Annotated in this window: 14 protein-coding genes; 5 read left to right on the top strand and 9 right to left on the bottom strand. The window is 62.3% G+C overall.

What is annotated here, in order from left to right; all coding sequences use genetic code 11:
• From HLH25_RS09465 to HLH25_RS09450, 4 genes are all read left to right on the top strand, one after another.
• Positions 1-714 (top strand): MBG-2 domain-containing protein (locus HLH25_RS09465; RefSeq protein WP_182973823.1); only part of this gene is annotated, 714 nt, incomplete at its 5' end.
• A complete protein-coding gene (locus tag HLH25_RS09460) occupies positions 714-2,495 on the top strand; it encodes a ShlB/FhaC/HecB family hemolysin secretion/activation protein (protein ID WP_182973822.1) in 1,782 nt (593 codons plus the stop codon). The genes HLH25_RS09465 and HLH25_RS09460, both read left to right, overlap by 1 nt.
• A gap of 780 nt (positions 2,496-3,275) precedes the next feature.
• Positions 3,276-4,412, top strand: a complete 1,137-nt coding sequence (alr, locus tag HLH25_RS09455; protein ID WP_182973831.1) for an alanine racemase — start codon at positions 3,276-3,278, stop codon at positions 4,410-4,412.
• The gene (locus HLH25_RS09450; protein WP_182973821.1) at positions 4,409-5,665 is read left to right on the top strand and encodes a D-amino acid dehydrogenase; all 1,257 of its coding nucleotides are present in this window, start codon (positions 4,409-4,411) and stop codon (positions 5,663-5,665) included. Before alr ends, HLH25_RS09450 begins: the two co-directional genes overlap by 4 nt.
• A gap of 257 nt (positions 5,666-5,922) precedes the next feature.
• Here HLH25_RS09450 and HLH25_RS09445 read toward each other — a convergent pair whose 3' ends face one another.
• The 9 genes from HLH25_RS09445 to HLH25_RS09405 all read right to left on the bottom strand — a co-directional run bounded on the left by HLH25_RS09445 (position 5,923) and on the right by HLH25_RS09405 (position 21,060).
• Complete coding sequence (locus tag HLH25_RS09445) at positions 5,923-6,207, bottom strand: hypothetical protein (RefSeq protein ID WP_182973820.1); 285 nt, start codon at positions 6,205-6,207, stop codon at positions 5,923-5,925.
• 237 nt (positions 6,208-6,444) lie between these two features.
• The gene (locus HLH25_RS09440; protein ID WP_246401842.1) at positions 6,445-7,815 is read right to left on the bottom strand and encodes a GGDEF domain-containing protein; all 1,371 of its coding nucleotides are present in this window, start codon (positions 7,813-7,815) and stop codon (positions 6,445-6,447) included.
• A 364-nt stretch (positions 7,816-8,179) separates the two neighbouring features.
• The gene (gene typA / locus HLH25_RS09435; RefSeq protein ID WP_182973818.1) at positions 8,180-10,003 is read right to left on the bottom strand and encodes a translational GTPase TypA; all 1,824 of its coding nucleotides are present in this window, start codon (positions 10,001-10,003) and stop codon (positions 8,180-8,182) included.
• A gap of 801 nt (positions 10,004-10,804) precedes the next feature.
• On the bottom strand, positions 10,805-13,330 hold the full coding sequence (locus HLH25_RS09430) for a TonB-dependent siderophore receptor (protein WP_259657221.1): 2,526 nt from the start codon (positions 13,328-13,330) through the stop codon (positions 10,805-10,807).
• 146 nt (positions 13,331-13,476) lie between these two features.
• Positions 13,477-14,460 carry a FecR family protein gene (locus HLH25_RS09425; protein WP_182973816.1) on the bottom strand — a complete coding sequence of 328 codons (984 nt, stop codon included), beginning with the start codon at positions 14,458-14,460 and terminating at the stop codon, positions 13,477-13,479.
• 132 nt (positions 14,461-14,592) lie between these two features.
• Positions 14,593-15,114 carry an RNA polymerase sigma factor gene (locus HLH25_RS09420; RefSeq protein WP_182973815.1) on the bottom strand — a complete coding sequence of 174 codons (522 nt, stop codon included), beginning with the start codon at positions 15,112-15,114 and terminating at the stop codon, positions 14,593-14,595.
• Positions 15,115-15,555: 441 nt separating this feature from the next.
• Positions 15,556-17,232 (bottom strand): sensor domain-containing protein, encoded by a 1,677-nt coding sequence (locus tag HLH25_RS09415; protein WP_182973814.1) that lies wholly within the window; start codon positions 17,230-17,232, stop codon positions 15,556-15,558.
• A 434-nt stretch (positions 17,233-17,666) separates the two neighbouring features.
• Positions 17,667-19,070 carry a methyl-accepting chemotaxis protein gene (locus tag HLH25_RS09410; protein WP_220791751.1) on the bottom strand — a complete coding sequence of 468 codons (1,404 nt, stop codon included), beginning with the start codon at positions 19,068-19,070 and terminating at the stop codon, positions 17,667-17,669.
• Between the two features lie 973 nt (positions 19,071-20,043).
• Positions 20,044-21,060: an adenosine kinase gene (locus HLH25_RS09405; protein ID WP_182973812.1), complete on the bottom strand. Its 1,017-nt coding sequence runs from the start codon at positions 21,058-21,060 to the stop codon at positions 20,044-20,046.
• Between the two features lie 446 nt (positions 21,061-21,506).
• On the opposite strand from HLH25_RS09405, the gene HLH25_RS09400 reads away from it, so the two are divergent.
• On the top strand, positions 21,507-22,205 hold the full coding sequence (locus tag HLH25_RS09400) for a bactofilin family protein (protein WP_375288968.1): 699 nt from the start codon (positions 21,507-21,509) through the stop codon (positions 22,203-22,205).
• Positions 22,206-22,226: the final 21 nt, after the last annotated feature.

Below are 22,226 nucleotides of genomic sequence, written 5' to 3'. Positions count from 1 at the left end.
GGCGACACCGTCACCGGCGCCACCCTCACCACCCCGGCCACCAACACCAGCCCCGTCGGCGGCTACGCCATCACCCCCTCCGCCGCCCAGGGCAGCGGACTGACCAACTACGCCGTCACCTATCAGCCCGGCATCCTGACCATCGACCCGGCCGCCCTCACCATCACCGCCCTGAACCAGAGCAGCGTCTACGGCCAGACCCCCGCCCTCGGCGCCACACAGGTCTCCGCCACCGGCCTGCTCAACGGCGACACCGTCACCGGCGCCACCCTCACCACCCAGGCCACCAACACCAGCCCCGTCGGCGGCTACGTCATCACCCCCTCCGCCGCCCAGGGCAGCGGACTGACCAACTACGCCGTCACCTATCAGTCCGGCACCCTGACCATTTCGTCTCCCGCCTCAATCTCCCCACCGATCTTCTGGCCTGTCCTCATTTTGAGCGGTAACTCCTCTCCGATGCCTATACCGGCGGCTGCCACCGTTCCGACACCGGTTTCAGTTTCGACTTCGACCGCCTCGGCCGGCACGGGATCGGATACGGACACTCCCAGCACGAGCAATGCGAACACCGACATCATCAGCAGCACCCCACGACGCCTGACGATCCTGTCAGGCAATCCCGACGCCATGCTCGGGGCCGGGGCGTCCTCGGGCGGTCAGTTGATCATCCGCCCCCTGCCCTATTCCAACAGTTTCGGAAACGCCAACTGATGCGCACATCGATTATCTCCTGCTGCGCGCTTGCCGTGTCGGTCCTTCTGGCTCCCGAACGGGCTCATGCCCAGGCTTACGACCGACTGGCTCCCAGGCAACTTCCACCTGCCCCCACGCCGATCGTTTCCACACCGTCCGGGACCCAGGCCCCACCGCTCCGCCCGTCGAACACGGTCGTCATTCCCGTCTTGAAAGGACTGGTCTTCCTACCGGATATCCGGGCTCTGAAACCCGCGGGCCCCACTCCCGGGACAACCGGCATCTCCCATGACGGGCTGCCGCTGCTCGGAAGAGATAATTTCACCCGCAGCCTTTCCGCCTATCTCGGAAAACCGCTGACGATATCGGACCTGAACACCATTTCTTTGGATACGAGTGCTTTTTACAAGAAAAACGGCCACCCTTTCGTCTACGTCATCGTGCCGCCGCAAAACGTCAGCGCGGGCATAGTACAGATCGTCGTGACCGAATACCGGCTCGGAGCACTCAACATCACCGGCAACCACTGGTTCTCCAGCGCCCTGCTCCGCCGGGACAGCGGGCTCGTTCCCGGCCGAACCCTCAGCCTCGCTGACGTGCAGGACGCGCTGGATCGACTGAACGACAATCCCTTCCGGACCGTCGACAGCTTCTTCGCCCCCGGCGCCAAGCAAGGCACGACGGACGTAACCCTGCAAACCAGGGATCGCCTCCCCCTGCATGTCTATGCCTCCTACGACAACGCGGGCGTACCGATGATGGGCCGGTCGGAATGGGCCGTCGGCGGCACATGGGGTAATGTCGCGGGGTTGGGGCAGATCCTATCCTATCAGTTCACCCACAGTGTCAGCGATCTCTACAGCGGTCATGCCGTCAACTGGAGCACGCCACTGCCCTGGCATGACCAGATCCAGGTTTTCGGCTCTTATGCGTGGGAACATCCGAATTACAGAAGCAACGGCATTTCTTTCAACGAAGCCGGACATAGCGGCCAGGCCAGCCTGCGCTATATCCACACCCTGCCAACCGTTGCCATATGGCCGCTTACGCGCCTGACCCACGACATCCAGGCCGGCTATGATTTCAAGACGACCAACAACACGCTCGAATTCGGCGGTGCCCAGGTTTTCGCCAGCGAGGCCGAGGTCAATCAGTTCCCCATCATCTATAACGCGACGATGAGCGATCCGTACGGGCAGACCACGTTCCGTAACCAGCTCGTTTTCAGCCCCGGCGGCCTGACCGGAGCCGACCGGAAGCACAATGTCCGCACACTCGTGCCCGGCGCCTCCGACCGCTATGTCTACGACACCCTCACCCTGACCCGCACCACCTGGCTGCCGGGCGGCGCAACATGGCTCCTGCAGGCCACCGGACAGGTCTCCAGCACCAACCTCATGTACAGCAACCAGATCGGCCTCGGCGGCCTCTACACCGCGCGGGGCTATGCCACCGACACCTCGCTCGGCACGGAGGGCATCAGCCTCACCAACGAGATCCGCGCCCCGGCCTTCAGCCTGACGCATATCGTCGCCCCGGACGCGCAGCTTTACGACACCCAGCAGATAGGCGTGTTCTACGATTACGGGCATGTCTCGCAGGTTCACACCATCCCGCAAGCCATCAACGAGAGCGACCTGTCCAGCATCGGACTCGACCTGCATAGCACCGTGGGGCGATATGCCAGCCTGACTTTCAATGTCGGCTGGCGCCTGCATAGCCTGCCCCCCAGCCGAACTTTGAACGGCTTCGGCAACAAGGGTGCTTTCGGCAATATCGCCATCAATGTCGGGTATTGAGAAATTATTCGAAAAACGCCGCTGCCACAGCAGGAATGGCCCAGCATGGATGAACCGAACCACCCCCGGCCCTGCCGCAAACCGGTCTGATCTCATTCCGCGAACATCAGGATGCGGTCCATAGTGGCGTGATATCCGGACCCGTCCGCGGTCGGCGCCATGTTTCCGACCGGCGCGACGATATACCGGATGATGAAGCGGCCCCCCTTCAAAGGTCGCGTCGCGGATTTTCCTGATATTCATCCCTGATGCGGCTCCCCGCGTCACGATCCGCCGTTCGCGCCCGCAAACGTCCCTCATCCCGTTCGCTGGTCATGCGGCGACGGGCGCGCTTCGCAGCGCAACCCGTCGCCGCGATGGTCACGGCAACACGGGCGACCTCACAATCATCCCGCTGCGTCCCACCCTGTCGAACAGTGCGGAATTTCCTCCATCCTTCCGACATCATTCTCTACCGCGTCACAATCAACGGCGAACCAGCGCCGCCGCGCCCGCCGGGCCAATCCCTCCAGCCAGACCGAACGGCAGACCTGGGCGCCTTCCGGTCCACCCAGATGCTTCCCTTCGCCAACAGCCCGCCAACAGCCCGCCATTTGGGGAATTCAGGGCGCTCGCACCAACCACCCACGCGGACCACGATCGCTGACCGCACCGCATGCCGGGCCCGCTCTCACGGGACGGCCCGATATTGCGTCACCCCGAAATTGGTCTATCGTCACCGCTTCCGACGGGAGCCCGCAATACGTGCCAGTCGACACAGCACCACAGACCTTTTCCGCCATGCCGGCCGCCTCGACCGGCGGCATCCTGACCATCGACCTTGCCGCCCTTGCCGACAATTACCGTCTGCTGCGCGACCGGGTCGGCCCCGCCGTCACCTGCGCCGCCGCCGTCAAGGCCAACGCCTACGGGCTGGGCGCCGCACGGGTGGTCCCGGCGCTGCACCGTGCGGGCTGCCGTACCTTCTTCGTCGCCCACCTCGCCGAAGGCGCGGCCATCCGCCCCCTGCTCGGCCCCGACTGCACGATCTTCGTCCTCAACGGCGCCATGCCGGGCACCGAAGCCGCCCTGCACGCGGCGGGGCTGGTCCCGGTCCTGAACAGCCTGGAGCAGATCGCCCACTGGCGCGCCCTGGCCCACCAGACCGGCGCCTCCCTCCCCGCCGCCCTGCAACTCGACAGCGGCATGTCCCGCTTCGGCCTCTCGGAGGACGATGTGAACACCCTGCTGGCCGAAAATGCCCCGCTGGCCGGCCTCGCCCCGACACTGGTCATGAGCCACCTGGCCTGCGCCGACGAACCCGCGCACCCGGCCAACCACGCCCAGCACACCGCCTTCAAGCGCCTGCGCGCCCGCCTGCCCGCCATGCCCGCCAGCCTGGCGGCGTCCTCCGGCCTGTTCCTCGGTCCAGACTGGCATTTCGACATGGTGCGCCCCGGCGCCGCGCTGTACGGCATCAACCCCACCCCCGGCCAGCCGAACCCGATGCGCCCGGTCGTCCGGCTTCAGGCCAGACTTATCCAGACCCGCCAGATCGGCCCCGGCACGGCGGTCGGCTACGGCGCGGGCTTCATCGCCGACCGCCCCAGCCGGATCGCAACGCTGGCCGTCGGCTACGGCGACGGCTTCCCCCGCGCCATCGGTGGCCGAGGCCACGCCATCCTGCCCGCCCGGCCGAATATCATGCTGCCGATCGTCGGCCGGATTTCCATGGACTGCCTGGCGGTCGACGTCACCGCTCTCGGCAGCACACCCCTCGCCGCCGGCACCGCGCTGGACCTGATCGGCCCCCACCACCCACTCGAAGAGGCCGCCGCCGCCGCCGGCACCATCGGCTACGAACTGCTGACCGGCCTGGGCGCGCGCTACCATCGCCTCTATCGCGACGACACATCACCGCAGGGAGAGAACGCGTGAAGGTTATCGTCCTGGGCGCCGGGGTCATCGGCACCACCACCGCCTGGTATCTGGCCAAACAGGGTCACGAAGTCACCGTGATCGACCGCCAGCCCGCCGCCGCGATGGAAACCTCGTTCGCCAATGCGGGCCAGGTCTCGCCCGGCTACTCCACCCCCTGGGCCATGCCCGGCCTGCCGCTCAAGGCGCTGGGCTGGATGCTGAAGAAGAACAGCCCCCTCGTCATCCGCGCCCGCCTCGACCTGCCGATGCTGCGCTGGATGACGCAATTGCTGGCCAACTGCACCGCCCATGCCTACGACATCAACAAGGCGCGGATGCTGCGGGTGGCCGAATACAGCCGCGACTGCCTCACCGACCTGCGCGCGGAAACCGACCTCACCTATGACGACCGCCAGAAGGGCCTGATCCAGCTTTTCCGCACCCAGGCCCAGCTCGACCACGCGGCCGACGACATGCGCCTGCTCACCGAGAGCAACATCCCGCACGACCTGCTCGACGTGCCGCGAATCGTCGCGCGCGAACCCGGCCTGGCCCACGCCAGCCACCTGCTGAAAGGCGGCCTCTACCTCCCCGGCGACGAATCCGGCGACGCCCACATGTTCACCCAGCGCCTGTCGCAGAAAGCCGAGGAACTGGGCGTCACCTTCCAGTACGAAACCCGTATCGAGGGGCTGGACGCCAGCGCCACCGAGATCATGGGCGTCCGCACCTCCGCCGGCCGCGTCACGGGCGACGCCTACGTGCTGGCCTTGGGCAGCTACTCCCCGCTGATGCTGCGTCCATTGGGCATCAGGCTGCCGGTCTACCCGGTCAAGGGCTACTCGCTGACCGTCCCGCTGACCGACGAAACCCGCGCCCCCACCTCGACGGTCAATGACGAGACCTACAAGGTCGCCATCACCCGCCTGGGCGACCGCATCCGCATCGGCGGCACCGCCGAACTCACCGGCTACAGCCTGCGCCTCAGCCCCGACCGCCGCTCCACGCTGGAACGCTCGTTCTCCGACCTGTTCGGCGGCGGCGACCTCGGCCGCGCCACCTACTGGACCGGCCTGCGCCCCAACACGCCCGACGGCACGCCGGTCATCGGCCCCGCGGGCCGTTTCGGCAATCTGTGGCTCAACACCGGCCACGGCACGCTGGGCTGGACCATGGCCTGCGGCTCCGGCCAACTCCTGGCCGACTTGATCACCGGCCGCCGCCCCGCCATCCCCCACCTCGACCTGTCCATCGACCGCTACTCGGCCTGACCACCGCGCACCGGCCCTCCCGGAGCATTTCCACCACCAACCGTTCGGTAGAAATGCTCAGGTTTGTTGTCTGTGGGCGAATCTTCATCTGTTTGAATGCACACATTCAAACAGGGTCCGCTCCATAGAGCCCACACCGGCGGCAACCTCTGGCATCGTCACGGAAATCGCATAAAAAAAGCGGAGGTGGCCTGGCCACCCCCGCTTCCTTTCCGGCTGCGGGGCCGCAGCCCCGCGCCGTGACGTCAACAGCCCGATTACTTGGAGGGGCTGGCTTCCGTCGCGGTCTTCTTCTTGTGGTGGTGCTTGTGCTTGTGCTTCTTCGGCGCCTCGCCCGTCGAGGTCGAAGTCTCGGGGGCCGCCGGGGCGGCTTCCGGGGTGCTCGGGGCGGCGGGCGCCGCCGGGGCGGTCGCAGCCGGAGCGGCCGGGGCCGCGGGAGCCGCCGGGGTGGCCGGCGCTTCCTGCGCGAAGGCCGGAATGGCGGCGCCCATCAGGGCGACGGTCGAAAGAGCGGCCAGGAAGCGACGTGTCGAAACGATCATTGAATGTCTCCAGAAATCAGGATGTCATCCCAATCAACACCCGGATCCGTAACCGGAGAACGCCTCCCCCGCAGGCATGGGGCGCAAGGCGGCATACGGACCGTGCATGATAGTGGTAGCACGCCGCCCGAAATCCGTCTCGTATTAAAATATGTATATATGTGCCCAGTTGCGGGCACATTGCCTTAATTGCAACGTAATCTCAAACTTAAAAACGTTACGAACTACGACACGCTATCAGCCGTCGCGCGAACGCATGTCGATCCGGTCGCGGGAATAGATCTCGATCCGGTTCCGCCCGGCCTCCTTGGCCGCATACAGCGCCCGATCCGCCTGCTCGATCAGCGCACTGATCTTGATCCCGCCCCGGAAGGTCGAAATCCCGCCCGAAATGGTCAGCGCAAGCGTCGCGCCGGTGGAGCACGGAATGGCGCTGGCCTCGATCCGGCTGCGGATGCGCTCCGCATATCCGGCGGCGGCGGCACTGGAACTCTCGGTCAACACGATCAGAAATTCCTCGCCCCCGTAACGGAAGACGAAATCATTGCTGCGCACCGACCCCATGATGATCTCGGCGACATGCCGCAGCGCCTCGTCTCCAGCCAGATGCCCGGCGCTGTCGTTGATCTTCTTGAAGAAATCGATATCGAGCAGAATGATGCTGAATTCCTTGTCGTGCGACAGGGAAAACGCGATCTCGTTCTGGATCACCACATCCAGGAACCGGCGGGTCAGCGTCTTGGTCAGCGGGTCCAGCCCGCTCTGCAACGCCTCCATCGCCTGGAACAGCCGGTTGGTCAGAAAGGTCACGTCGCGGATATTGTTCCGCAGTTCCGCCGCAAAACCGGAAGGCACCCCATCACTCGCCCGTATCGCCACGATCCGCCGGTCGATCCCCGCGATCATGGTCTGGAGCAGCGCGAAATCCTCGGTTCCCTTGAACAGATTCTGCCCCTTGTGCGCCATCCACAGGCCGAACTGCGACTCCGCGATGGTCTGCAGGTCAACCAGCCTCTGTTCGCACAGGCAGAACAGCGCCTGCGTGCTCCAGTCGAAGAAGGTCGTCTTCTGGGTCTCTTTCTCGAAATTCAGGTCCTGTCCCAGCGAGAACATCTTGAAGGACTGGTCCTGCTCCACCTTCTTCTTGAAATCGGTATTGTAGGCGCTGTTCATGTAGGTCATGGCGAAATCGACCATGGACTGGCAATAGATCACCGCCCGAAGCCGATCGTCCTGCGACTCGAAATAATCGATGATGAACAGGTTGAGGCTCATCTTGATGAAATAGAACGCGTACGAGACCAGGCCGGGCGAAATCTCAAGCTGCGCATGGACCGATCCCACGCGCTCCTGCAGCGCCCGCAGGCCGGCCATATCGGTCTCCTGCTCAGGAAACAGGCGCTCCAGCCAATTCTGCAGGCTCCCCCGCAGCCGCCTCTCCACCGTATCGCGTTCGAGAAAAAGCGCCGCCTCCGGCAGGTTCAGCAACGCCTCGTAGAAATTGATGACGCATGTGCGGCCGTTCCGACGCACGATTTCGCAGAGTCCATGCCTGATCGTTTCCGGAGTATGGGCAATGATGTAGCCCCATTGTTCCTCGGCAGGCATAGACACGAAATTCTCCGCGAAAAACATGTCCGCTTCCTTTTCAGAAATTTTCTTGGTTCAGGCCCTGCATCGTCAAAGAGATCGTTGCACCAGCAGCCACCCAGGCAGGACGCAAGCTGATTTCCAGCGCGGCTATCAGATTTACCCTTCCGAGGCAATTTCTCTCATGACGTTTTTATAACGTCTTGCCTTCCGAAAATGTCGCACCGGACCACGCTTTGATACAGAAATTCCAGGTCCGTTAAACAGGTCGGGCCATGACAGGCTCCGGGGGGAAGAATACCCCCGAAACCCGCCATGGCCCCACTCGGATTCTACCCGCCCGTCGGAAAGTCACCCTCCCCGACGGCCAGTCTCAGCCTGTTCAGGCCGAAGCGCCGGCACGGTCACGCTTCTTGCGCTCGTGCGGGTCCAGATAGCGCTTGCGAATCCGCACCGCCGACGGCGTCACCTCGACCAGTTCGTCGTCCTCGATATAGGCGATCGCCTGTTCCAGGTTCATTTTGCGCGGCGGCGTCAGCAGCAGCGCCTCATCCTTGCCGGCGGCGCGGATGTTGGTCAGCTTCTTCTCGCGGACCGGGTTCACTTCCAGGTCGTTCTCGCGCGAATGCTCGCCGATGATCATGCCGATATACACCTTCTCGCCGGCATCGACGAACAGGGTGCCACGGTCCTGGAGCGAGTACAGCGAATACTGCGTCGTCGCCCCGTCTTCCGACGAGATCAGCGACCCGTTGCGGCGCCCCTCGATCGGCCCGGCCCAGGGCTGATAGCCCGAGAACAGACGGTTCATGATGCCCGTGCCGCGCGTATCGGTCAGGAACTCGCCATGATAGCCGATCAGCCCGCGCGACGGGATCAGGAAGGTCAGACGCACCTTGCCGCCGCCCGAGGGCTGCATGTCCTGCATCAGGCCCTTGCGCATGGCCATCTTCTCGACGACCACGCCCGAATAGGGCTCGTCAACGTCGATCAGCACCTCTTCGTACGGCTCTTCGCGCTCGCCGGTCTCTTCATTGGTGCGGAACAGCACGCGCGGACGACCGATCGTCAGTTCGAACCCTTCGCGGCGCATCTGCTCGATCAGCACGCCAAGCTGCAATTCGCCACGCCCGGCCACCTCGAACGCCTCGCTCTCCGGGCTCTCGGAGACGCGGATGGCGATGTTGCCCTCGGTCTCCTTGAACAGACGGTCGCGGATCTGGCGCGAGGTCACCTTCTTGCCCTCGCGGCCGCCCAGCGGGCCGTCATTCAGGCGGAAGGTCATCGACAGGGTCGGCGGATCGACCGGCATCGATTCCAGCGGCACCGTCACTTCGGGCGAGGCGATGGTCTCGGGAATGGTCGCTTCCGACAGGCCGGCCACGGCAATGATGTCACCCGCCTCGGCCTCTTCCACCGGCACGCGGTCCAGGCCGCGGAACGACAGCAGCTTGGTCAGACGGCCGGTCTCGACCACCGATCCGTCGGGGCGCAGCACGCGCACCGGCATGTTCACCTTCGCGCGGCCCTGCTCGACGCGGCCGGTCAGCACGCGGCCCAGGAAGTTGTCGTTCTCCAGGATCGTGGCGATCATGGCGAACGGCGCTTCCTTGTCCACCTTCGGCGCCGGCACATGGCGCAGAATCAGGTCGAACATGGGCGCCAGATCCTTGCGCGCGCCCTCAAGCTCCTCATCCGCCCAGCCCTGACGGCCCGAGGCGAACAGCATCGGGAAGTCGAGCTGCTCGTCATTCGCGCCCAGGGCGGCGAACAGGTCGAAGATCTCGTTATGCACTTCGTCGGGGCGGGCATCGCCACGGTCGATCTTGTTGACCACCACGATCGGCTTCAGCCCGCGCGCCAGCGCCTTGCCGACCACGAACTTGGTCTGCGGCAGCGCGCCCTCGGCGGAATCCACCAGCACGACCGCGCCATCCACCATGCTCAGGATACGCTCGACCTCACCGCCGAAATCGGCGTGGCCCGGCGTGTCGATGATGTTGATGCGGGTCTCTTTCCACACCACCGACGTGCACTTGGCCAGGATGGTGATGCCGCGCTCACGTTCCAGATCGTTGCTGTCCATCGCCCGCTCGGCGACATGCTGGTTCTCGCGGAACGACCCGGACTGCTTCAGAAGCTGGTCGACCAGCGTCGTCTTGCCATGGTCGACGTGAGCGATGATGGCGATATTGCGGATATCCATACGTGTGTGACCTGACTTCCTTCGCGGGCCCGGACGGGCAAGCCGGCCGACCGCGCACCCTGCGGGCAGCGGCCGGAACCGACGGATGATCTCTTTTCACCGCGCTAGATAGAGGGGACGCACGCGGATTGCACGCGAAACTTCACCGCGCGGCCCCAACCCTGCCCCGCGCGCCCCTCCCGCACGGCCTCGGCAGCAGGCCGAGCCCGCACTGACCGATCGGTCAGTGACGTGACGACGGCACGTTTCGGCAGGGAACGCGTCGCCTCATTGCTCCGCGTGCGGTCAGGAGGATCGAGCGAAATGAGACTGGCCGGACGGCTCAGAACCTCGGCACCATCCCGCAGGCGCGAGACCGCGCCCGTCGGATCGTCCAGACCGATCACCCGGCCCCTTGCGCCCTCGTGGCCGAACGGCACACACCGCCCACGGCGCGAGAGACAGGGGCGTGACGCGATCGCACGTCGGCGGCGCTTCGCCCAGATCGTTCGACACGGGATGCTCTCCCTTCAGGCACGGACCCGCCTTCGGAAGATGGCGAACCATGCCCGGCGCAGACGACCCGTTTTTGCAGGACATGGATCACGCCGGTTGCCGCATGACCCCACGACCGTTGCACAGCGCCATCCCACCAGTCTGGCATGGAACGCCCGACGCATCCTGCCGCGAGCAGTCCCGTTTCCAGAAAGAGCCGGCCCTGCGGAACCGGCAACACCTCTCCCCACGATTTTGACACCGAGACGAAAGGCAAATTACCCAAACCGACAAGGAAAAGCCGCTGTCCTTTAGGATGGGGACATTTTACCAGCTATAGGACAGATTTCCGTAGATTTTCCGCCCCTGGCCCACATAGCAATTATAGTTTCCGCAGGAACTGACATAATAGGAATTCGTCAGGTTCGAGACCGCAAGTCGCGCCACGAGGCCGCGCAATGTCGGCGTCGCCTGACCGAAATCGTAGTGAGCCCCGATGTCGAAGAGCATGAACGCCGGAGCCTTATAGGAATTGACATTCGTCGCATAAGTAAAGCCGACATAACGCAATCCCCAGTTGATCCCGAACCCTTTGACGAACGAGGCGGGAACCGTATAATCGGCAAAGAGCGAGAACATGTTTCTCGGTGTCGTGGGCACGGTTTTTCCCTCTTCCGCCGTCAGGGGACCCGATTTCCAGGTGTAGGGGTTGAACGCGCGCTGCATCAGGTTGTTCTTGCGGAAACGGACGTCCGAAAAACTGTACGACGCGATCACGCGCAAATCCCTCGTCACATTCGCATTGGCCGCGACCTCGAAACCCTGCGACCGGACCACACCCGCGTCGCGACTGAATCCGGGATGGTCGAAATCGGCGATAAGATAATGATCCTCGTCTATGCGATAGGCGGCGGCGGTCAGCAGGATATCCTTCTCCGGGACCTTGTATTTCAAGCCCGCTTCGATCTGGTTGCCGGTCAGCGGCTGGAAGAGCTTTCCATAAAAATCGGTCGCCCCTTGCGGCTTGAATGATTTCGAATAACTGAAATACGGGGCCAGGCCGAAATCAAACTGATAGACGATCCCGGCACGCCAGGTGAAGGCATTCTGAGAAGCGGAGGCACCTCTGGTTGTTCTGGCGCTGAAATCGTAGGTATGCGAAGACTGACTGAACCAGTCCTCCCGCCCGCCCAGGACGACCGAAAGGTGTTTCCATTTCATCTGGTCCTGAAAGTAAACGCCTTCCTGAAAATAGGTCCACGCACCATTATACCCGGTCACATGACATCTCGATGACGGGTCCGTGCTCATGCAGGGATCGTAATGCACGGATTGCGGATGATAGAGGTTGATATAATAGGTCGCGAACGAACAGTTCAGCAGAGAGCACGCGATCGTATTGTTCTGGGGGTTGTTGTAATGCCGAAAATCGGACCCCACGACCCAGGTATGGTGGATGGGGCCTGTGTTGAACGTACCATGCAACCGCGTGTCGAAGGAAACGCCGTTCGATGAATAATTTCGTATCTCGGGAAGGTAGTATTGAAGTCGGGGGTCCGGCGTCAAAATGCCGCCACCGCTAAAGGCGTCCTTGTCTTTCTGAACGCTTTTCTCCCAGCGCAACACCTGGTTGAAGGTGATGTATTTGCTGAATGCGTGCATGAACTGATATTCGAACATCGCGTCATTCGCGTTATCCTCGCTGAAATTCGTCAGGCCGGCGAAGGTATGGCGTGGAATCCTCGGGTATTTCTCATTGACGATCAGTGTGCCATTGGGCGTGTATTGCGCGCCGGCGTTCGCGCCGTTGGCCGGCGTGTAGCTATAGGAACCAATCAGCGTCAGCGATGTCCTGGCGTCGATATCCCATGTAATGGACGGCAGAACGGCAACCCGCCGGTAATGCTGGAAATCGGCCTGCTCGCCCTGCGTGTTGCCAATCGCCGCGATCCGGTAGCGTACGTTGCCGGACCTGCCGATCCTGTCGCTGACATCGACGGTCGCCTGAAAACGATCCCAGTTGCCAAAGCCCAGCGTCGCCTGATGAAGCGGGGTCGCGGTAGGCTTTTTCAGGCTCATGGTAACAAGGCCGCCTGGCGCGTTCTGCCCGTACATCACCGAGGCCGGGCCGTTTACCGCCTCGATCCGTTCGAGGAACGTCGTTTCGTTCGCCACGTAGGACGTACTCAGCAGGCCGTCCACATACTGGCTCGTGGAGAAACCGCGTTGCATGATCCCGCCGCCGTTCATGCTGTCACCCCCATTGAAGGTTCCAAAAGATTCAGAGAAGACGCCGGGCGTATAGCGTAACGCCTCCATGACGTTCTGCGGTTGCTGGTCGATCGTCTGCTGTTTGGTGACGACATAGATGGAGTTGGGGATTTCGGTCAGAAGGGTATCGGTTTTCGTACCCGCCATCGTGTTTTCGGCCACATACCCGACGCCCGGCCCCGTCGGGTCCTGCCGTGCGACGGTCCCGCCGACACGCACCGGACCAAGCGTCATGCTGGCCGCCGCTTTCGTCAGCACAACGGTTCGGCCGCCGGTGATCGTGTATGTCAGGCCAGTCCCGGACAGGATCGCATCGAGGGCCTGAGCAGATGTCATCGTACCGCTGACACCATGCGTTGTCAGAGATTTTGCAAGATTGCCATCAACGGAAACCTGCCACCCACTTTGCTGCCCGAACCGGGCAAGACCATCGTCAAGAGACTGAGCCGGAATGGAAAATGATCTGACAGCCTGAGCGCTCCGGGAAAGTTCCGCCCCATAGCTTTTCGTCACGGCAGCATTCAGCAACGTCGTACTCCCCAGCGCGACAAGCCACGCGACCCGCCGTCCGCGCCGCTTCATTCCATCGTCAATCGTCATCACCTTATCCGTTCCCATGCGCATGGGCCGTCACAATTGCGAATGCAATGCAACCGCACCACTCATTGGGCTAACGAATGGGCAGAGAGCGTTTTTCAGAAAAAAATGACGCGGGGTGACGAATCGCCCTACGGCGCCGCCAATATCGTCAGCCAGGGCGAAAGCTGATGCATCTGGGCATGATGCGCGGCGGCGATCGCCCGAAACGCGCCAACCGGATCACGTGCGTCATAAACGCCGGTGAGTGACTTCTCCCCAAAGGATGATCCGTAAAGGACGACGACCCCCCGGTAGTAAGGCCGGAGCCGATCCACGACGCTGGAGACGCTGTTTTCCTTGGCAATAATCTGCCCCGCCGACCATGCCCCCACATCGTCCGGCGCCCTGCTCCCATGCGTGACGCTCACGCCATTGCCGACAGTTCTGATCCGCTCCCACGTTCCGGCATCGAGATCATGAAATCCACCCGAAACGTCCCGCACCCGGACCTCGCCTTCCCGGACAGAGACCTCTTCTTCCCCCCGAGCCAGTCGGACATCGAAAATGGTTCCGATATCCGTCACGGTCAATTTGTCCGTGTGAACCTCAAAAGGGCGCGCCATATCATGTCGAACCGTGAAAAGCGCCTCGCCTTTCAAAAGACGAATATCCCGCTTTCCTACCGAGTAAGACAGTTTTACCGCGCTGCGCGGTGCCAGTATCAGTTGGCTACCATCGGAAAGATCGACTGTTCGCGTCTCCGCCGTGCCCGTGACGTAATCGGCCTGCAATCGAAGCAGCAGATCAGGGGCGCATACCACCGTAACGGCGGCAGCAACCGCGAATGCGACAATCGAAACCCTGACAAAACTGGCGGATCTTCTTTTCAGCCTGCCGCGCTGCAACGCAGCGTTTTGTCCGCCACCTGATGCAGTCACCCATTTCTCGCGATAAAGCGGACCGACCTCGCGGAAATTCTCAAGCCCCCGCGTAAGGTCCCGCCACTCCGTCCGGTGATCCTCAGCAGCAGCAAGCCATGCGTCAAAACGCGCGCCGAGCACAGGATCGTCAGGCTCTTCCGAAAGAGCGATTTTCCACTCAACCGCCGTTGTTGGATTGAAGTCCTCGCTCACGCTTCGCCCGCACCCTTCCTGTTCGCCTGCCTTGCGTCCGCGACGACCGGGAGCAATCCGAACAGCACATCTCCTTTTATGCGACGAATGAAGACTTGCATCTTTTCAATGAACTACCGCTTGCCCACCTGATCAGGATTCAGGTGTGGAAAGACGTTTACGACAATGTTCCATACCCGCCGCGACAAGGGAATGGGCCATTCCGATAGAGATACCGAAATGCGCCGCTATTTCCCGCAGCTTTCGTCCGTCGAACAGATGCATTTCCAATGCGACGCACGTCCGTTCCGGCAGTTCCGCCATCGCGGCGCGCATCGCCCGCATGTCGGATTTCCCCGAGGCCTCACCTTCCGGTGTCGGGGCATCCGCTTCGATTGTTTCGGAAGAACTGTCTATCTCATGATCAAACAATCCGGCCTCGAATTGGCGCCGTCGATAGCGGTCGAACGCCAGATTCCGGATAATGCGGTAAACATAATTCAGCGGGTCCGCCAGAACGCGCCCTTGCGTCGCCGTCGCGGTCGTCAGGCGCAGAAAAGCATCCTGAACAACATCTTCCGCCAGGCTATCATCTCTCATGATCCCCCTGGCGAAACGCACGAGATCAGTGCGGTGTGTCGCGAAAAGCGCGAAATATTTATCCGGCTGTCCCACTCGATCTTTACGCCACGCCCGCTTCCGGCCCTGCCCTCCCTCTCAGAGCCTGACCGAAAATGCGCGCTGGTGGCGTGTCCTCCGCGCGTTTCCTGCGCTTCGGTGCTCACGGCCATCAAGGCCGCTCCGCTCCGATGCTCGGAAACACACGCCGGGCGCGGCCCTGACGGGCCGCTCTCGCTCACCAAACCGCATTTTCGGTCAGGCTCTCAGGAGCACGATCAAGCCATCATTGCCTCTCTCGCACCGCCGCAAATGCGACACGTTCTTACTTTCCCCTATCGTTAAACGCGATCCCACGCAAGCGGTAACGCAGGATCGGAGCGATCGGCCGCCTGGCGTGCTCGCCCGCACGCCGACGTCCGTTCACCGGCCCCCCCGGTCGGACCATCACATGCGCGCCCGCCTGAAAACCGGGGCCGCGTCTCCGCCGGCCGGTGCTTAATCCAGGCCACCCGACAGGCACGGAGCGCCATATCGTCCATCCGCGGACGGGGCGCCATAAAAATACCCCTGCCCTTCAGAGCACCCTTCCGCCGTAACGAGATCATGCTGGGCCTGCGTTTCCACCCCTTCGGCAACGACGCGCAATCCAAGGCGCTGGCCGATCGAGGCGATGGCACCGATCACGGCGGCACATTCCGGCCGCTCCATCGCATCGCGCACGAATGACGAATCGATCTTGATCTTGCCGAACGGAAAGAATCTGATCTGGCTCAGCGACGAAAAACCGGTTCCGAAATCATCCAGGGTAATATGCACCCCCATCCGGCGCAGGGCATGCAGGTCTTCCATGACCCTGTCGAGCAAGTGCAGTTCCGCCGTCTCCGTCACCTCGATCTCCAGCCGATCCGGCGGCAGCGACGTTTTCCGCAGAATGAACGCGACCTTCGGCACCAGCGTGTTTCTGCCCAGATGCCGCGCCGATATATTCACCGCGACACGCGCCCCGTCCTGCCACGACAACGCCGCGAGACAGGCTTTTTCCAGCACGAAATCATCCAGCAGTTCGATCAGGTCGCTCTGCTCCGCAATCGGGATGAATTCCGCGGGAGACACCCATCCGCGCAACGGATTGTTCCATCGCACCAATGTTTCGCGCGACACGGCGCGACCGGTCTTCAGCTCCACGATCGGCTGGAAGAAGAGGAACAGTTCCTCCTCGTTGATCAGCGCGCTCCGTAATTTCTTACTGATCCTGACCTGTTCCCAGGCCTGCGTGACCAGATCCTCGGAAAAGAAACAGACCCGCCCCTTGCCCGCTCTCTTTGCTTCGCTGAGTGCCAGATCGGCATGACCGATCAGAATATCCGCCAGAATGCCATGCTCGGGCATCAATGCGATCCCGATGGATGCATTGAGCCACATTTTCTGCCCCCCGACATCGAACGGCGCATCGAAGACGGAAATGATCCTGCCCGACAGAGCCGACACCTCTTCGACGGAATTTTCCGAGAACAGACATAAGAACTCGTCGCCGCCGATCCGGCTGAACATCACATACTGTTCTTCTTCCACCTCGATTGCTTTGAGCCTGTCGGCAAATTCCCCGATCACCCGGTCTCCTACCTGGTGACCATATGTATCGTTGATGATACCAAACCCGTCCAGATCAATATAAATAACGCTGCATTTCTTGACCACACCGTCCATGAATTCCGACAATTTCTTGAAAAACAAGACTCTATTAGGAAGATCCGTCAGAACATCATAATGAGCCATATGGTATAATTTCTGGTTGGACACGATTTCGGCCGTGACATTTTCCAGCGTCAGCATACTCGCCAGATAACGACCGGCCGGGTCCATCACCGCGGATACTTTCAAATCGAGCGTCTGATCGCCGATACCAACCCTGGCGTAATGCGGCAGATTTTTCGCATCCGACAGAATGCGCCTCTGGTAGGCCGGGTTCTTATGAAAGACATCAACCGAAAGCCCGATCAGATTGTTCACATCCAGATCGAAATCAAATATATGTTTAATGCTCTCAATAATCTTCTTCGCGCCGTCATTCACATATATAATATTGAAAGTCTGCGAATCGACAATAATCACGGCAACCGGCAGCGAATCCAGAATGCCGGTATGAAGCTGTATGAAATCGAATGCGTCCAACATCATTGTCCTTGAATGACTCTTTTTATATCGCACGGAACAGCGGGCTGAAGAAACCAGGGAACGCCCCGTGACACAGAACCGGATCACACAGAACCGGCACGCTCATGCGCGACTGCCCGTAAAGGTGCGGCCCCCCGAATAAGGACGCAGCGGCGAAAGCAAAGGCTTCCAGCCAGCAGACCTGACGCATCATCGGGCCGAACGGCCTCATCCGGCCCGATCGTGATGCGCGACAAAACAAGGCTCCAGACCCATGCACCAGCGTCAACGGATACGGCTCAAGCGCCTTCCACCAGAAACCGGTTCGGTGGAAAGGCCCCGGCTTATCGTTTGAACGCGTATCGTCCCCTGCCTGAAGACACGCATCCAAACAGGCTCTGCCCTCGATCGCCCTGCCGGTCGAAAGCGAACGTCGCCGCGCAGGTCCGCCTTCAGGCCGGGGCCCCTGCCAGGACCTTCTGTCGCCGACGGGAGCGGTCCTCCAGGACCGGATCGGCGACCAGTTCAGTCCCGACATGTTCGATTACCCGGCCCGACCCCGAACGGGAAATCCTGAAGCGTCCAAGCGTCTGGGACAGGGTTTTCGTCTCACCGGTCAGGTTATGGCTCGCGGCCGTCGTTTCCTCCACCATGGCGGCGTTCTGCTGCGTGACGCGGTCCATGTCGCTGATCGACGCGGTGATTTCCGAAAGGCTGCGTGCCTGCTCCTGGGTGGAGGTGGAAATCCCTTCGATCCGTTCGGCAATCCCCTTGGTCGTCTCGGCAAACGCGCTCAGGTACCCCCCGGTTGTCTGCACCAGCGCCACCCCCTTGGACACCTGCTCGGACGCGACGGTGACCAGCCCCTTGATCTCGTTCGCCGACTGGGCCGCCTTTTCGGACAGCGCGCGCACTTCCTGCGCCACCACAGCGAAGCCGCGCCCGGCATCGCCCGCACGCGCGGCCTCCACGCCGGCGTTCAGCGCCAGCACATTGGTCTGGAACGCGATATTATCCATCACCGAGATGATTTCACCGATCGCGTCGGACGATACCTTGATCCCGTCCATGGATTTCGTCGTTTCTATCATGACATCGGTGGCCAGCCGGACTTTTTCCAGCGCCTGACGGGTTTCTTCCGTCGTTTGCGCGCAGGCGCGTGCGGTCACCTGCACGCCTTCGGTAACGGTCCTGACCGAAATCGCGGCCTGACCGAGATTGGCCGCCTGCTTTTCGGTCCGCTTCGCAAGATCGTCGGACGCCGTGGAAATCTCGGCCGCACTGGTCGCAATCAGGTCCGAACTGCCGGCCACGGTCCGCAGGGCCACGTTCAGGCCCTGGATCGAATTGTTGAAAGCGTCGCGCAAGGGCGCGAATTCGCCGGAAAACACAGGGTCGGCAATCTGCTGGCTGACATCCCCCTGGGCCATGTCGCTCAGCGCGACGCCCAGAACCGAGATGACCTTGCTTGTCTGCTGGTCACGCGACTGGCTGCGTTCGAAGGCTTCGCGGATCTCGACGGCCATCTTTTCCTGGTTTTCGCGCGCCGCCGTCTGTTCTTTGACGTTGCTGGCAAACGCCACCATGATCCGCGCCAACCTGCCGGTGCAATCCCTGTTCTCAAAATACGGGATGGTGTCGGCGATGATCCCCCGCCCCAATTGTTCGCCGACCTGAACCAGCTTTTCCGTCGGCACGATAACGGCCCGTTCCAGCACATGCCAGATGCTGACGACCCCCACCTGACTCAGCACGAACATGACCGCAGCCATGTACAGCATATGGAGAGTGCTGACGTGCAGGAAATACTCGGCAACCGCCAACGCAATTTGCAGCAGCGGATAAACCTCCTCCATCAGAAGAACCACCCGGATCTTGATGCGGACAGGAGCGTCTTTATACAAATATTGAAGCACGATTATAGCTTTTTTCTTGAGTTCGGCACTTGAGGATATTTCACAACCCAAGAACAAAGTCAATGGAATAGAATATTTATAACTTTCTCTTATATATTGTTAATAATACACAAGATGAAAAGAAATTTTCAAAATTCCCTATAACATACTGAAAAAGAATATATTCCATTTCCACATGCGCGCTTCTGACATGAACGATCATCAGCCATGCGCAAGAAGAAGAGCAAATGACCCCCTCTCGTTACTATGTCTCAGGGTTTGTATCTAACGGTTTGTAGAATCCAAGCCATTTCAGGCGTCCACAAGTCAGAATACCAACACAACATACTGATAAAACGTATTTTTATTGTTATTGTACCGGCACGATCCCGCCTGCCCGCCAACACCGCGCCAGTCCGCCCGCCCCACCGAGAAGCGTCGGCAAGATCCGTCTCAGGCAAACCCGCGTTTCACGCCCCCGAACGTCGCCGCGCTGTACAATATAATTGCCGCCAATAATTGCCGCCACGACACGGTGCATCCTGTCGGCCGCAACAGGCCGCGTGCCACCGCCGTCGATCCGCCTTGGCCACGCCATCGGCCCCGATCGGTCTCCCCGCCTCCCGCGCGCGCATGAGCTGCCGCTGCCGCCGCCGCCCGGCCAGCGGACGACGCGCCACCCCGTTACCCACGCCGGGCCTCTCCCGTTCAACCGCCGTCAGAATACATGGGCCGCCAGCAGACACCGTCACGGGCACGCCAGACGCCGCGAGAAAACCCTTCCCGCCCCCATCGGCCACATGCGGGCCACATGCGTCCCGCACGCGCCACGATACCGGCGGCGACACCATGCGGATCGTTCCGCACCGCCAGATCGATCCCCCTCTCATCGCCCTGCCTCCGGAACGCACCGATGCATTCCGGAGGCAGGAGATCAGAGTTCCATGTCCTGTTGCAGGTTCACCAGCGGGCGCGCCCCGTAATGCGAGATGATCTCGGAGGCCGCGACGCTGCCCAGCCGCCCGCATTCGGCCAGCGAACGCCCGGAGGTCCAGCCGGCGAGGAAGCCGGCGGCATAGGCATCGCCCGCGCCGGTGGTGTCGATCACTTGCGTCGCCACCGGCGCCACGTCGATCCGCTCGTCGCCCCGGATGATCACGCTGCCCTGCCCCGAGCGCGTCAGCACCGCGAAATGCGTATCGGCGGCCGCCTGGTTCATCGCGGTCGTGAAATCCTCGGTCTGGTACAGCGAGCAGATTTCCTCCTCGTTGGCGAACAGGATGTCGATATGCCCATGCACCAGTTCGCGGAAGGCATCGCGATGCCGCGCGACGCAGAACGGGTCGGACAGCGACAGCGCCACCCGCCGTTCGGCCGCATGCGCCAGCGCCGCCGCCTGGCGGAAAGCCTCCTGCGCGTGCGGCGGGTCGAACAGATAGCCTTCCAGATAGGTCACATGCGCGTCGGCCACCACGTCGGCCAGCACATCCTCCGGCCCGAAGGCCACGCACGCGCCCAGATAGGTGTTCATCGTCCGCTGGCCGTCCGGCGTCACCATCACCAGGCAGCGCGCCGTCGGCTGCTCGCGCCCCGCCTGGCCATTCAGGAACGACGACGGAAAATAGACACCCGACTGCTGAAGGTCGGCGGCAAAGGTGCGGCCCGGCGCATCGTCGGCCACCTTGCCCAGATACGCGACGCGCGCGCCCAGATTGGCCGCCACCACACAGGTATTGGCCGCCGAACCGCCGCCCATCTCGCGCTCGCGATGCACCAGGCCGTAGAGTTTTTCGGCCTGTTCGGCGTCGATCAGTTTCATGCTGCCCGGAATCATGTCCTGCCGGGTCAGGAAATCCGGTTCGACCGGTGCCAGAACATCGATGATCGCATTGCCGATCCCCAGCAGATCGAAGCGGCATTCGGCCGCGCTGCCAGCACCCGTCACAGACATTCCATTCTTCTCCCACGCGCACCGGCGAAACTGCGTGGCCGGCCCGCCATCAAATCACCAAGATTGTCGTACAGACAGTCCCCTCGCCAAGAGCCTGACCGAAAATGGGGGCTGGCGCGCGAGAGCGGCCCGTATCGGGCCGCGCCCGACATGTGTTTCCAAGCATCGGCGCGGAGTGGCCCTGATTGGCCATGAGCACCGAAGCGCGGGAAACGCGCGGAGGACACGCCGCCAGCCCGCATCTGCGGTCAGGCTCTAACACCGGGGCTGCGGGGTCGCAATGGTTGCATTTCTTGTTCGTAAAGTTGCAGCTTCCCGCTTTTCCGACCTCACCCGCGCGTGTAATCCTTAATCGTTCCAGACACCGGTTTTCCGGATGCGTTCGGGAACCAACCGTGTTCCGATCGCCGGGCCATGCGCGGCTTCACCTTCGACAGCAGCGGGGTATGCTTTTGTTCTCCAGAAAAAAACCCAAGCCGGAAGACGCGAAGCCGCCCGTCGGCGCGTCGCCGTCCACCGGCCGGCCGGCAAGTTCGCAGATCGAGTTCCCGGCCCCGCCCGCCGGTGCCACGCCCGTCCGCCAGGGCGCGACGCCGGCAGCCGGCACCCCTTCCCTCCCCCAATCGCCCAAGGAGACCGCCCCCATGTCCCGCGCCCCGCTCCCGTCCAATCCGCCCGCTCCGCCCGGCGCCCCCCCGATCCCCGGCCGCCCCGGCCTGTCCGGCCAGACGCCCGCCCCCCGCAAGGATCACAGCGATCGCCGCACCCTCGTGGTCGGACGCGGAATCAGCGTCCAGGGCTCGATCCAGGATGCCGAGCGCCTGGTCGTCGAAGGCACGGTGGAATCCACCATGATCAACGCGCATGAACTCCAGGTCGCCCATGGCGGCATGTTCCGTGGCGAGATCGAAGTCGAGGACGCCGATCTGGCCGGCACCATCGACGGCACGCTGACGGTGCGCGGCAGCCTGACCATCCGCTCCTCCGGGCGCCTGCTGGGCAAGGCGAAGTGCCGCCGCCTGCAAGTCGAAGATGGCGGCCAGGTCAGCGGCCATCTGGAAATGATCACCGGCGCCCAGCCCGCCGCCCAGCCCGTCGAGGCACCCGCCCCAACCCCGGCCGCGGAAGAAACCCCGGCCGGCTGAACGCCTGCCCCGGCCGGCGGC

This window comes from Gluconacetobacter dulcium, from assembly GCF_014174165.1.
GTDB classification, from domain to species: Bacteria; Pseudomonadota; Alphaproteobacteria; order Acetobacterales; family Acetobacteraceae; genus Gluconacetobacter; species Gluconacetobacter dulcium.
This window is presented reverse-complemented; position numbering and strand designations above follow the sequence as displayed.

Coding starts and splice junctions, on each gene's coding strand:
- HLH25_RS09460 (WP_182973822.1), top strand. CDS start 714: ATGCGCACATCGATTATCTCCTGCTGCGCGCTTGCCGTGTCGGTCCTT.
- alr (WP_182973831.1), top strand. CDS start 3,276: ATGCCGGCCGCCTCGACCGGCGGCATCCTGACCATCGACCTTGCCGCC.
- HLH25_RS09445 (WP_182973820.1), bottom strand. CDS start 6,207: ATGATCGTTTCGACACGTCGCTTCCTGGCCGCTCTTTCGACCGTCGCC.
- HLH25_RS09440 (WP_246401842.1), bottom strand. CDS start 7,815: ATGCCTGCCGAGGAACAATGGGGCTACATCATTGCCCATACTCCGGAA.
- typA (WP_182973818.1), bottom strand. CDS start 10,003: ATGGATATCCGCAATATCGCCATCATCGCTCACGTCGACCATGGCAAG.
- HLH25_RS09430 (WP_259657221.1), bottom strand. CDS start 13,330: ATGAAGCGGCGCGGACGGCGGGTCGCGTGGCTTGTCGCGCTGGGGAGT.
- HLH25_RS09410 (WP_220791751.1), bottom strand. CDS start 19,070: ATGGAGGAGGTTTATCCGCTGCTGCAAATTGCGTTGGCGGTTGCCGAG.
- HLH25_RS09405 (WP_182973812.1), bottom strand. CDS start 21,060: ATGTCTGTGACGGGTGCTGGCAGCGCGGCCGAATGCCGCTTCGATCTG.
- HLH25_RS09400 (WP_375288968.1), top strand. CDS start 21,507: ATGCTTTTGTTCTCCAGAAAAAAACCCAAGCCGGAAGACGCGAAGCCG.